Source organism: Bowmanella yangjiangensis, assembly GCF_018531185.1.
Taxonomy (GTDB): domain Bacteria; phylum Pseudomonadota; class Gammaproteobacteria; order Enterobacterales; family Alteromonadaceae; genus Bowmanella; species Bowmanella yangjiangensis.
In genome coordinates, this window is record NZ_JAHDJU010000001.1 from 1712127 (window position 1) to 1724298 (window position 12172).

General features: G+C 48.2%; 11 protein-coding genes. 5 read left to right on the plus strand and 6 right to left on the minus strand.

What is annotated here, in order from left to right; translation table 11 throughout:
• The first annotated feature begins 19 nt into the window (after window positions 1-19).
• Complete coding sequence (gene clpA, locus KJY73_RS07630; protein ID WP_214342280.1) at window positions 20-2284, plus strand: ATP-dependent Clp protease ATP-binding subunit ClpA; 2265 nt, start codon at window positions 20-22, stop codon at window positions 2282-2284.
• Window positions 2285-2336: 52 nt separating this feature from the next.
• Here clpA and infA read toward each other — a convergent pair whose 3' ends face one another.
• The 5 genes from infA to KJY73_RS07655 all read right to left on the minus strand — a co-directional run bounded on the left by infA (window position 2337) and on the right by KJY73_RS07655 (window position 6702).
• Entirely contained in the window at window positions 2337-2555 is a 219-nt protein-coding gene (infA, locus tag KJY73_RS07635; RefSeq protein ID WP_008844395.1) for a translation initiation factor IF-1, read from the minus strand.
• Between the two features lie 222 nt (window positions 2556-2777).
• Entirely contained in the window at window positions 2778-3473 is a 696-nt protein-coding gene (locus KJY73_RS07640; protein ID WP_214342283.1) for an arginyltransferase, read from the minus strand.
• Window positions 3474-3481: 8 nt separating this feature from the next.
• Window positions 3482-4186, minus strand: a complete 705-nt coding sequence (gene aat, locus KJY73_RS07645; RefSeq protein WP_214342286.1) for a leucyl/phenylalanyl-tRNA--protein transferase — start codon at window positions 4184-4186, stop codon at window positions 3482-3484.
• Between the two features lie 38 nt (window positions 4187-4224).
• The gene (trxB, locus tag KJY73_RS07650; protein WP_206595728.1) at window positions 4225-5178 is read right to left on the minus strand and encodes a thioredoxin-disulfide reductase; all 954 of its coding nucleotides are present in this window, start codon (window positions 5176-5178) and stop codon (window positions 4225-4227) included.
• A 57-nt stretch (window positions 5179-5235) separates the two neighbouring features.
• On the minus strand, window positions 5236-6702 hold the full coding sequence (locus KJY73_RS07655; protein ID WP_206595729.1) for a RimK family protein: 1467 nt from the start codon (window positions 6700-6702) through the stop codon (window positions 5236-5238).
• 213 nt (window positions 6703-6915) lie between these two features.
• Here KJY73_RS07655 and KJY73_RS07660 point away from each other — a divergent pair, with 213 nt between their 5' ends.
• Both KJY73_RS07660 and yfbV read left to right on the plus strand, forming a co-directional pair.
• Window positions 6916-8019, plus strand: coding sequence for a GNAT family N-acetyltransferase/peptidase C39 family protein (locus KJY73_RS07660; protein ID WP_206595730.1), 1104 nt, complete (start codon window positions 6916-6918; stop codon window positions 8017-8019).
• A 107-nt stretch (window positions 8020-8126) separates the two neighbouring features.
• Window positions 8127-8573 carry a terminus macrodomain insulation protein YfbV gene (gene yfbV, locus KJY73_RS07665; protein ID WP_214342297.1) on the plus strand — a complete coding sequence of 149 codons (447 nt, stop codon included), beginning with the start codon at window positions 8127-8129 and terminating at the stop codon, window positions 8571-8573.
• A gap of 19 nt (window positions 8574-8592) precedes the next feature.
• On the opposite strand, the gene KJY73_RS07670 is transcribed toward yfbV, so the two are convergent.
• Entirely contained in the window at window positions 8593-8874 is a 282-nt protein-coding gene (locus KJY73_RS07670) for a hypothetical protein (RefSeq protein WP_214342299.1), read from the minus strand.
• A gap of 147 nt (window positions 8875-9021) precedes the next feature.
• Here KJY73_RS07670 and KJY73_RS07675 point away from each other — a divergent pair, with 147 nt between their 5' ends.
• Complete coding sequence (locus tag KJY73_RS07675) at window positions 9022-11064, plus strand: S9 family peptidase (RefSeq protein ID WP_214342301.1); 2043 nt, start codon at window positions 9022-9024, stop codon at window positions 11062-11064.
• Window positions 11061-12110 carry a CNNM domain-containing protein gene (locus KJY73_RS07680; RefSeq protein WP_214342309.1) on the plus strand — a complete coding sequence of 350 codons (1050 nt, stop codon included), beginning with the start codon at window positions 11061-11063 and terminating at the stop codon, window positions 12108-12110. The genes KJY73_RS07675 and KJY73_RS07680 overlap by 4 nt, the downstream gene beginning before the upstream one ends.
• The last annotated feature ends 62 nt before the right edge of the window (window positions 12111-12172 follow it).

Below are 12172 nucleotides of genomic sequence, written 5' to 3' on the forward strand. Positions count from 1 at the left end.
CAGTAGTAAGGGGTCGCGTATGTTGAATAAAGATTTAGAGCAAACGTTAAATCAGGCGTTTATTTTCGCTCGTGAGCATCGCCATGAATTTATGACGGTCGAGCATTTGCTACTGGCACTGCTCGACAATAAAGCGGCTCGAGAGGCACTCAAAGCCTGTGGTGCCAATATCGATGTTATTCGTGCTGAGTTAACCGATTTTGTAAAAGACACCACGCCATTGATTCTTGATGGACCTGAATCTGATCGTGAAACCCAACCAACCTTAGGTTTTCAACGCGTATTGCAACGCGCGGTTTTCCATGTGCAATCTTCCGGAAAAGATGAAGTGACTGGGGCCAATGTATTGGTTGCCATTTTTAGTGAACAGGAATCCCAGGCGGTTTACATTCTGAAAAAGTCGGATGTGACCCGTTTGGACGTGGTGAATTTTATTTCCCATGGTGTATCGAAATCGGAAGAAGATCGTCCCTCTCAGGTTGAACGTGAAGACGAACCGGGTGAAGTAGAAGAGGGCACATCTACCTTGGATAAGTATTCCACCAACCTCAATGTGATGGTGAAGGAAGGTAAGGTTGACCCGTTAATCGGCCGTGATATGGAGCTGGAGCGTACAATTCAGATCCTATGCCGTCGCCGTAAGAACAATCCGTTACTGGTTGGTGAAGCGGGGGTGGGTAAGACGGCCATTGCTGAGGGCTTGGCATACCGTATAGTTCAAAAAGAAGTACCGGAAGTGATTGCCGACGCTACCGTTTACTCCCTGGATTTGGGCGGATTACTGGCGGGTACCAAATACCGTGGTGATTTTGAAAAGCGTTTGAAAGCCATCTTGAAAGAGTTGGAGCGTGACGAGCACGCTATTTTGTTTATTGATGAGATCCACACCATTATTGGTGCTGGCGCTGCGTCTGGTGGGGTCATGGATGCATCCAACCTGCTTAAACCTAAGCTTTCCAGTGGTGAGTTGCGCTGTATTGGTTCAACTACGTATCAGGAATATCAGGGTATTTTTGAGAAAGACCGGGCGCTGGCCAGGCGTTTCCAGAAAATTGATGTGATAGAACCTAGTGTGGATGACACCACCAAGATCTTGATGGGATTGAAATCTCGTTATGAAGAGCACCATGGCGTGCGCTACACACACAAGGCTGTGCGCGCCGCTGCGGAGCTTTCTGCAAAGTATATCAATGAGCGTCATTTGCCGGATAAGGCTATTGATGTCATAGATGAAGCCGGTGCCAGTCAGCGTTTATTGCCTGTGTCAAAGCGCAAGAAAACCATTGGCGTGGCGGAGATCGAGCAGATTATTGCCAAAATGGCGCGTATCCCTGAGAAGTCGGTGTCGGCTTCTGACAAAGAAACGCTTAAGAACCTGGACCGCAACCTCAAAATGGTAGTATTTGGCCAGGACAATGCCATAGAGACGCTTACAAACGCTATTCGCTTGTCTCGCAGTGGCCTTGGCAGCGAAACCAAACCCATTGGTAACTTCTTGTTTGCTGGCCCCACCGGGGTAGGTAAAACCGAGGTAACCCAGCAGCTTGCGAAAATTATGGGGGTGGAGCTGGTACGTTTTGATATGTCTGAGTATATGGAGCGTCATGCGGTAAGCCGGTTAATTGGTGCCCCTCCTGGTTATGTGGGCTTTGATCAGGGCGGTTTGTTAACTGATGCCGTGATTAAGCATCCGTATTCAGTGGTGCTGTTGGATGAAATAGAAAAAGCACATAGTGATATCTATAACATCCTGCTGCAGGTGATGGATCACGGTACCCTGACCGACAACAACGGACGTAAGGTAGATTTTCGTAACGTGGTGTTGGTGATGACCACCAACGCAGGCGTGCATGAGACGGTGAGAAAATCTATTGGCTTTAAACAGCAAGATCACAGTCATGATGCTCTAGCCGAGATTAACCGCATATTCAGCCCTGAATTCCGAAACCGTCTCGACGGCATCATTTGGTTTAATCATCTTGAGGCTGACATTATTCTGCAGGTGGTCGATAAGTTCATTGTTGAACTGCAGGTGCAGCTGGATGCTAAGGGCGTATCGCTGGAAATTACTTCTGATGCACGCGCTTGGCTGGCTGAAAAAGGCTATGACAAGGCGATGGGAGCCAGGCCAATGGCCAGGGTTCTGCAGGAGCACGTGAAGAAAGAGCTGGCCAATCAGTTGCTGTTTGGTGAGCTGTCTGAAGGCGGCAGCGTAAAAATTGATGTGAAGGATGACAAACTGAGCTTTGATTACAGTATGAATAGCTCAAAGGCAGAAGCCTGAAAAATGTAAAAGGCCCGTATAACGGGCCTTTTTTTATCTTTCCGCGAAAAAATTAACGAGCGCGGTAGATGATACGTCCTTTAGTCAGATCGTATGGGGTCATCTCGACTGTGACTTTGTCGCCGGTGAGAATACGGATATAGTTTTTGCGCATTTTGCCAGAGATGTGCGCGGTAACCACGTGACCGTTTTCAAGCTCAACACGAAACATAGTATTTGGAAGGGTGTCCAATACCGTGCCTTCCATTTCAATACAGTCTTCTTTCGCCATCTAAAAAAATTACCTTTGTTTATCGCTAGTTACTTTCCAGTTTGGGAGATTTCCCAAGCAGAATGTGATGAATATTGTCGTTCCCAGGGGGCAAAGTCGTGTTTACCTGAAGTTTCCTTATTACCAGGGAAATTTATCCTATCTGGTACCCAGAGAAATGCCGCGCAGATTTTGCCCAAATATACCGCCACTGTAAAGCGTACTCTGGATTTTTTTACTTTTTCAGCCCTGATCTTGCTCTCGGTACCAGTTACCACGGATAAATTTCTCGTGAGGGTGGAAGCGGGATTTGTAGTTCATTTTGTCACATTGATCTATTTGGTAGCCCAGATAAAGATGTGCCTTACCCAAGCTTTTCGCCACCTCAATCTGTCGCAATATGGCAAGCGTGCCCAATGAAAGTGTTGACAGGTCGGGTTCAAAGAAAGTGTATAAGGCCGACAATGCCTGCTCGGTAACATCCGTAATGGCCAGGCCGACTAACTGCGAATCCAACCATAGCTCAAGATACTGAGGATTACCCCAGGGCGCTTGGGTAAAGGTATGATATTGCTCTTGTGAAGGCGGGTACATGCTGCCGTCTTGATGGCGCGCCGCAATATAACGGGCGTACATAGGGTAATACTCGGTTTTGTTCGTTTCCGACAACCGGTGTTCTATGTGCTGCGTGGCTTTTATTAGTTTTCGTTGTCCACGGCTGGGTTTGAATTGCGCAACGGGAATGCGTAAAGATTGGCAGGCATTGCATTGCGGGCAGTGGGGACGATAGACATGCTCACCGCTACGTCTGAATCCTGCGCCGAGCAGATATTGATAATGTTCTACACTCACCGGATCGGCATCGGTCAGGACGATAAGCTGCTCGTCTTCCTCTGGCAGGTAACTACAGGTAAAGGGATGGGTGAGAGCAAACTTCATTCTTGCACTTATTCGTTAAGGCATTTTTTCTGCCAGCAATCGCTGCTAACCGACGAAGCAATGGCTGGTTTGAGTCTGCTTAGAAATTGTGAACGGGGTATTTCTTTCACGCCTAAGCTAGCTAAATGAGAGTTTTGCAACTGACAATCTATCAAGTCAAATGCCATCCCTTTTAGATAGTGAACTAAGTGAAAAAATGCCAGTTTGGAGGTGTTGCTTCGCAAATGAAACATTGACTCACCACAAAATATTTTGCCGATACTAACGCCGTATAATCCCCCAACTAGTTCCTGTTTGTCCCACACTTCCACTGAGTGTGCGTGTCCTGCCCGATGCATGGCCATATAGGCCTGAATCATCTGCTCAGTGATCCAGGTACCGTTAATATCTCTTGGTACCGAGGCACAGTGGCGGATGACTGCGTCAAAATCCCTATTCAGGGTGACTTGATAACGTTTCGACCTGGCCAGTTTGGCCAGACTTTTACTGCAAATGAATTCATCCAGTTCCAAAATACCCCTTGGATCAGGGGACCACCATAAGATGGGCTCGCCCTGGCTGAACCAAGGGAAAATGCCATTGCTATAGGCCAACAAGAGGCGAGCGACAGTTAAATCACCACCAAAAGCCAGTAAGCCATTCGGGTCCAGTAATGCCAGGGTCGGATCAGGAAACTGCAGGCGCTGGTCAAGTTTATAGAAATGTTCGCTCATAGGCGGGAAAGAGGCAGGCTTATGCCTGCCTTCGAGGCTTATTCCAGACCGTCCAGATACTTCTCTGCATCCAGTGCGGCCATACAGCCGGTACCGGCCGAAGTAATGGCCTGACGGTAAACGTGGTCACACACATCCCCGGCAGCAAAAACACCAGGTACGCTGGTTGCGGTGGCATTGCCATTCAGACCACTGTTAATCTTGATGTAACCATCATTCATATCTAGTTGGCCGGCAAAAATATCGGTATTAGGTTTATGGCCAATAGCCACAAATAAGCCCATCACGTCCAATTCTTCGGTACTGTCGTTTTGCGTATCGCGAATGCGTACTTTTGTCACACCCATCTCATCACCCAGCACTTCGTCCAGGGTTTTGTTCAGGTGCAATACAACGTTACCATTCTTGGCTTTTTCCATCAGGCGGTCAGCCAGGATTTTTTCACTGCGGAAGCTGTCGCGTCGGTGAATTACATGAACTTCTGAGGCAATGTTGGATAAGTACAGCGCTTCTTCAACCGCGGTGTTACCACCACCGATCACCGCTACTTTTTGATTGCGGTAGAAGAAACCGTCGCATGTTGCACAGGCGGAAACGCCTTTACCCATAAAGGCTTGCTCAGAGGGTAAGCCCAGATACTTAGCTGAAGCACCGGTAGCGATAATCAGCGCGTCACAGGTATAGCTGCCGCTGTCACCTTTGAGGGTGTATGGACGTTTAGAAAAGTCTACTTCGTTGATGTGATCGAAGATGATTTCGGTATCAAACTTCTCGGCGTGCTTTTGCATGCGCACCATCAAATCTGGACCTGTCAGGCCCTCTGGATCACCTGGCCAGTTTTCAACCTCAGTGGTTGTAGTTAATTGGCCGCCCTGTTGAATACCGGTGATCAATACAGGGTTAAGGTTGGCACGGGCCGCGTAAACGGCCGCCGTGTAGCCCGCGGGGCCTGATCCTAAAATCATCAGGCGGCTATGTCTTGCTTCAGCCATAAATTCTCCAGCTAAAAAGTTGTACTACATAATTCATGCAAGGGACCGGTGCCCCTGCTATTGAGATTCAAGCCGGCGCAAAAATTCCGCCATCACTTCGTAATAAAGGGCTTGCCCTAAAAACTTGTCTTCAACGCTCGAATCGATACTAGGGTTGTCATTGACTTCAATTACCGCCACCCGGCCGTCTTTGGTCTGTTTGACATCTACCCCGTAAAATCCATCACCGATCAGTCGACAGGCTTTCAAGGACGCTTCGAGGACCGGCTGTGGTACTTCATAGGTTGGCATGGTTTCAAAGCCGCCCGTAGCAGCTTTTTTACCGTCATCATGGCGGTAAATCTGCCAGTGTCCTTTCACCATAAAGTATCTGCAGGCGTAAAGCGGCTTGTTGTTCAGCACGCCGATACGCCAGTCGTACTCGGTATATAGGAACTCCTGCGCTAAAACCAAGGCCGAAGTCTTGCTTAATTTTTTCATGGCATCCACCAACTCATCCATGTTGGTGGCTTTAAACATGCCGCGCGAAAAGGCCCCATCTGGTATTTTCAGCACGATTGGAAAGCCTAAATAATCAATGGCGTGCTGTAGACTTTCCTTGTCAGTGCGACTTAACAACAAGGTTTTTGGCGTGGGAACCTTATTGGTTCGCAACAGATCGGCCAAATAAACCTTATTGGTACAACGTAGAATAGAGGTTGGATCGTCTATAACGACCATGCCTTCTGCTTCAGCCTTTTTGGCGAATCGATAGGTGTGGTGGTCAATAGAGGTGGTTTCGCGGATAAAGAGTCCGTCGTATTCCGCCAGGCGCACATAATCACGCTTGCCGATGGTTTCCAGATTGATACCCAGCTTATCTGCAGCCTTAATAAAATTGTTCAGCGCTTTCTTGTCGCTGGGAGGCATGCTTTCTTCAGCGTTGACCAACATCGCCACATCATATCGATAGTGTTTGCGTGTCTTAGGCTTACGCCACAGGCGGTTACTGAATTTCTCCAGTGTGTTGGCTAAGAATTCCTGCTCGGCTTCATCGGTGATTTCTTTTAATGACAGAGTATGAACCTTTTCCAGGCTCCATTGGCCGTCATATTCCAGCGTGACTTCCAACACCGGAGCGGCAAAGCGTTCAAAAATGTTTTTGGCCAGTTCGGCAAACTCGGTTTGCAAACATTCGCCTAAAAAGATGCGGAACGTGGTCTGGGTGTCATTACCCGCTGGCTTTAACTTAGCAATGGATTTTGCGACTTCTTCGAGCTTTAGTGTGTAAAGCTTCTTACGACGCAAATCGTTAAGTACGCTGATATTGGGGATCACTTTATGTCCCCTGGCCTCCGCTAGCAAAGAGCAGTAGTAACCGCGTCCCAGCGCCCGCTTGTTGCGACAGAAATTGAGGATCCGTACAGTTTGATCGGCGGGGATATCGGTTTTGGCCAGATATTGATCAAAGGAGATAACTTCTCGACTGGGGAAGTAGGGAGCCCAATCGTCCAGGTCGTCCACGACCACAAAGTATCCAGACATGCTGACTAATGCCTTAGACGCCTACTAGCGTCAGATTAAGAGGTATAACAAATTCGTCTGCTTATTGTGCCCAACAAGGACATCACGCAGACCGCTAAAATACACTAAAACAAGTGTTGGAATAATAGTTTTAAACGATTGGCTTGTCTTGTATTTGCATATTGCAGTTTCTGCGTTTAAGCCTAAACTATCGCGACGCATTTTTGCGAGTCTATGTTGTTGAACACACTTGTTATTCGACCTGCTCAACTGACTGATATCTCCGATTTAGTCACGTTGGAAAAAGCCAGCTTTACGACGGACAGAATTTCCCGTCGCAGTTTTACCTATTTTATTCGTAAAGGGCATTGCTCACTGATAGTTGCCTACGATGGTCAGCATCTGGCGGGTTATGCGCTGGTGCTCTACCGCAATGGCACTCAGCTCGCCAGGCTATACTCCATTGCCGTATCTGATGCTAGCCGCGGAAAAGGCGTAGCTCAGCAGTTGCTCAATGACGTCGAGCAGCGCGCTTCAGAAGAGTTGTGCTTGTTTATGCGTCTTGAGGTTCGGGTCGATAATCAGGCTGCCATCAACCTCTATCAAAAACTCAAGTACCGTCCGATTGGCAGGGTTGAAGGGTATTACGAAGACGGTGGCGATGCGCTGCAGATGGAGCGTACTTTGCGTCCCACTTCCCTAGGCAAACAGCCCAGCATTCGCTACCAACAAACGACGGACTTTACCTGCGGCCCGGCGAGTTTGATGATGGCTATGCATAAACTCGATACACGCTATCAAATGTCCATGGCCGAAGAGATTCAGATTTGGCGTGAGGCGACCACTATCTTTATGACGTCCGGTCATGGCGGATGCAGCGGCTTTGGTTTGGCATTAAGTGCCTGGCGCCGTGACTACAAGGTGCATTTGTATGTGAATCAGACTAATGTGCCATTTATCAACAGTGTTCGTGATCCACAAAAAAAGGTGGTGATCGAAGAGGTTCACAAGCACTTCCTTCAACAGTTGCAAGAAACGCAAGTTGATATTCAGTATACGCCACTGACCTTAGCCAAGTTGGATGAATATCTGCAACAAGGCGCCGTGTTAGTGAGTTTGATCAGCATGTGGCGGTTAACGCGCGACAAGGCTCCACATTGGGTGTTAGTGACCGGCGCTGACCAGAATTGTGTCTCTATTACCGATCCCGAGCGAGACTATGAAAGCTGGCAGACGGAAATGGACTTTACCAATGTGCCTGTGAGCCGTGAAGAATTTATCAAAATGGCCTCCTTCGGTAGAGACAGGTTAACCAGCACCTTGGTGTTATACCGATAAGATAAGCTTACTGGTATTGCGGGGCGGCGAATGACAGAAATCTTTGCCGCTAACTGGGGTAAATGCTGATATAGTTAAAACGTAGTGTTTTAAACCGAGGGGCAGTTATGGCGCAATCCATCACCAGCATGTTCAAAGATGGCCAGGCTTATATGCAACTGTGGCCAATGCAGCCTGAACTGTACGGGCTTTTCCCTGAGTGTCGTGTTATCGCAGCTACGCGTTTTTCCATTCGCTTTATGCCCCCGCTGGCCGTGATTGTCGCCTTTGCCCATGTAAGCACTTTAGGCCATGAAGCCTTGCCTCAGGCGCTGGCTATGGCAGCTTTCTTTTTGAGTCTGCCATTGCAGGGGTTATTGTGGCTTGGCCATAGGGCAAACCAGTCACTACCGCCGGCTATTTTTTCCTGGTATCAGGAGATCCATTCTAAAATGCGCCAGCAAGGTTGCCAGCTCCAGGATATTCAACGTAGACCTAAATATATGGAACTGGCGGGATTATTGCGTAAAGCATTTGATGAACTAGACAAGGTATTTACCCGCCAGTGGTTTTGAGTAGAGCGTAAAATCCAGCTTAAACAAGGGTATCGAGTAACTGACCCTGTTCACTATGATTGTATTTATAGTACTTCAACTCTGTTTCCAGATTGTAGTGTTGTAACTCTCGTTCAATTTTCAGCGTTATCCGGTAATTCTCATCCAGTGTGTTTAGCGTTTGCCTGCTGTTTTCCTTGGGCAAGCGCTGTTCCTTCGCGTCTAGCAAACCGTTAGCTGAATCTTGCCTTTGCTGGACAGGCTTTACGTCCCCCACCAAGGATTGGTTGGGGGAAAATGCGATTGCAATGGACATGTTCATAATGACTCACCTCCACCTCTTATATCGACACATTTGATTAATAAATGAGCAGATTTTTCCGGTTTTTACGTTGAATGGCAGATGACAGGCTGTGCTGGAGGTGCAACAATCCAAGGGAATATCAGTCTGTTAACTCAGGGAAATAATATGAATTCCTATAAATCTCTGGCCGTATCTTTGCTGCTGGGCGCTGGTGCTATCCAGGCTGAGCCTCAATCAATGCTAGTTCCCAGTGACATTTTTAGTTTGGAGTACGCCTCCGGGATCACGGCTGGTGCTGAGTCTGGCAGTGTGTTTTTTATTCGTAATTACATGGACATCTACCAAGATAAGAAGCTTGGCAACATCTGGCAGGTGGATAAACAAGGGCAAATGTTACCGGTAACCAGCGGGGCTCATCAGGATTATGGGTTAGCCTTGGCGCCGGATCAAAAGCGCTTAGCTTATGTGTCGACTCAGTCAGGAAAGCCGCAGATTCATCTGCAGTGGTTGGATAAGAAAGTCAGTGGGCAGATTAGCCATTTGACCTCATCCCCCAGTGGATTGACGTGGTCACCTGATGGCAGTAAGTTGGCCTTTAAGATGTTTGTCAAAGGAAAAGCCAAGTCTCCAGTGGCCCTGAGCGGTATGCCTGTTGGTGCAAAATGGGCAGAACCGGCGGTATTTATTGACGACGTTATTTACCGAAACGACGGTGGCGGCTATGCCGAACCTGGGTATGTGCAGATCTTTGTGCTTGATGCGCAGGGGGGGAGTCCTCGTCAGCTGACCTTTGGCGACTACAACCACAGTGGCGGTTTGAGTTGGAGTAAGGATGGCGAGTCTTTGTATTTTTCCGCCAATCTGCATGAAGACTTCCGCACGGCACCGGTGAATACCGAAATTTATCAACTGGACGTGGCGTCCGGAAAAATTCAGGCGATTACCGAGAGAAACGGGCCAGATAATAACCCTCAGGTATCGCCGGACGGTAAATATCTTGCTTACCTTGGCTATGATGACAAGCGTACTAACTATGAGAACAACCAGCTCTATATCCTGGAGCTGGCAAGTGGTAACAGCCGTTCAATCAGTGCTGACTTGGATCGCAGCATCAGTGATTTTAAGTGGGATGCCAAAGGGCGAGGCTTATATATTCAATATGATAATCAAGGTAAAACCTTACTGGCATTTCAGGGACTTAATGGTAAACGCCAAGTTCTGACGGACAGTTTGGGCGGACAGTCCTACGGGCGGCCCTACACCGGTGCTGAGTTTGATGTAGCAGAAGACGGCGCCCTGGTGTTTACCTATTCTAGCCCTGACAGACCAGCAGATATCGCGGTATTGAAAAAGGGTGAACCGCAGTTATTAACTCATTTAAATGACGATGCCCTAGGCCATAAGACCTTGGGGAAGGTCGAGGAAATTTGGTACAAATCACAAGCTGATGGTTTGGATATTCAAGGCTGGGTGGTGTATCCGCCAGATTTCGACGCCAGTAAGAAGTATCCGTTACTACTTGAGATCCATGGTGGGCCGACAACCGCCTATGGCCCGCACTTTTCTGCCGAAGTTCAGCTGTTTGCAGCCGCGGGTTATGTGGTGCTGTATACCAATCCCCGTGGCAGCTCCAGTTATGGTCAGCAATTCGCCCAGACTATTCACCACAATTATCCCAGCCAGGATTATGATGACCTTATGAGTGGTGTGGACACGCTCATTGGCAAAGGCTTCATTGATGCTGAGCAGCTCTTTGTGACTGGTGGTTCTGGTGGCGGCGTGCTAACCGCCTGGATTGTGGGTCATACGGACCGCTTTAAAGCCGCGGTGGTGGCTAAACCCGTTATTAATTGGTACAGCTTTGTTTTAACAGCAGATATGTATCCATTTTTTACCCAGTATTGGTTTGCTAAGAAACCCTGGGAAGATCCTGAGCATTATCTGAAACGTTCACCCATTAGCTATGTGGGTAATGTAAAAACGCCAACCATGTTATTGACAGGTGAGGCTGATCATAGAACGCCTATTTCCGAAACGGAGCAATATTATCAGGCACTCAAACTGCAAGGCGTGGACACCGCCATGGTCAGAGTTCCAGACGCACCGCACGGCATTTACAAACGCCCCAGTAACCTGATGACCAAAGTGCAGTATATTCTATGGTGGTTTGATAAGTATCGGGGCAGCCAGGAGCCAAAAGCCCAATGATTTTGCTTATAGTTTATGTGTTGGTTGCCCTGGGTTTTTCGTTTCTGTGCTCTATCGCCGAGGCAGTGATCCTGAGTGTCTCTTCCGCCTACATCTCTGTTCTGGAGGGGGAAGGTCGTCCGGCCGGCCAATTGCTGAGAAGTCAAACCGATGATATTAATCGGCCTTTGTCGGCAATTCTGACGTTAAACACCTTTGCCCATACCTTTGGTGCCGCCGGTGCTGGTGCGCAGGCGGCCGTTGTATTTGGTGATGCCTATCTGGGACTTGCGTCTGCGGTGTTGACGTTACTGATCCTGATTTTTTCGGAGATTATTCCCAAAACCTTGGGCGCGACGTATTGGCGCCAGTTGGCGCCCATAACAGCCTACTTGCTGAAGTACCTGATCTGGGGCATGTATCCCTTTGTGGTGATGTCTAACTGGCTAACCAAACATATATCGCCGGATAATTCTCAGCGAGGTTTGAATCGCGCCGAGCTTTTGGCAATGGCTGAGTTATCCCGGGATGAAGGGCAACTGGCGTCGCGTGAGGCGCATATTCTGCAGAACCTGCTTAACTTGCATCAAATGAAAATCAAAGAAGCCATGACCCATCGCACCGTGGTGTTTTCATTGCCGGAAGTTATGACGGTGGAAACCTTCTTTCATAAGCATGACGATGTCACCTTTTCCCGTATTCCTGTGTATGAAAATGAACCGGAGCAGGTTACCGGCTTTGTGCTCAAGTCTGATCTGTTGTTGGCTCAGGCGCGTGGCAATGGGCAGCGTACGTTGGGTGAGTATCGCAAAGATATGGTGACAATGCTCAGCAGCATGCCACTGGTGCAGACCTTCGACCATTTTTTGAATAATCGTGCGCACATGCTGCTGGTCGTGGATGAATATGGTGGGCTTGAAGGGATCCTGACACTGGAAGACTTACTTGAAGCTATGCTGGGTCTTGAAATTGTGGATGAAAAAGACAAAGCCGTGAGCATGAAGAAACTGGCACAAGTGCTTAGCCGTCGGCGTATGGATAGTGCGTCTGTGCGAAAATCAGAATAATAAGAGTAACTCAGGGCATAATTACGCTGCTTGCGTTAAGTTGCTGAATATTTAACGTTTTA

What these genes read in the sequence shown, in the direction of transcription:
- clpA (WP_214342280.1), top strand. Translation starts at nt 20, where the DNA reads ATGTTGAATAAAGATTTAGAGCAAACGTTAAATCAGGCGTTTATTTTC.
- infA (WP_008844395.1), bottom strand. Translation starts at nt 2,555, where the DNA reads ATGGCGAAAGAAGACTGTATTGAAATGGAAGGCACGGTATTGGACACC.
- KJY73_RS07640 (WP_214342283.1), bottom strand. Translation starts at nt 3,473, where the DNA reads ATGAAGTTTGCTCTCACCCATCCCTTTACCTGTAGTTACCTGCCAGAG.
- aat (WP_214342286.1), bottom strand. Translation starts at nt 4,186, where the DNA reads ATGAGCGAACATTTCTATAAACTTGACCAGCGCCTGCAGTTTCCTGAT.
- trxB (WP_206595728.1), bottom strand. Translation starts at nt 5,178, where the DNA reads ATGGCTGAAGCAAGACATAGCCGCCTGATGATTTTAGGATCAGGCCCC.
- KJY73_RS07655 (WP_206595729.1), bottom strand. Translation starts at nt 6,702, where the DNA reads ATGTCTGGATACTTTGTGGTCGTGGACGACCTGGACGATTGGGCTCCC.
- KJY73_RS07660 (WP_206595730.1), top strand. Translation starts at nt 6,916, where the DNA reads ATGTTGTTGAACACACTTGTTATTCGACCTGCTCAACTGACTGATATC.
- yfbV (WP_214342297.1), top strand. Translation starts at nt 8,127, where the DNA reads ATGGCGCAATCCATCACCAGCATGTTCAAAGATGGCCAGGCTTATATG.
- KJY73_RS07670 (WP_214342299.1), bottom strand. Translation starts at nt 8,874, where the DNA reads ATGAACATGTCCATTGCAATCGCATTTTCCCCCAACCAATCCTTGGTG.
- KJY73_RS07675 (WP_214342301.1), top strand. Translation starts at nt 9,022, where the DNA reads ATGAATTCCTATAAATCTCTGGCCGTATCTTTGCTGCTGGGCGCTGGT.
- KJY73_RS07680 (WP_214342309.1), top strand. Translation starts at nt 11,061, where the DNA reads ATGATTTTGCTTATAGTTTATGTGTTGGTTGCCCTGGGTTTTTCGTTT.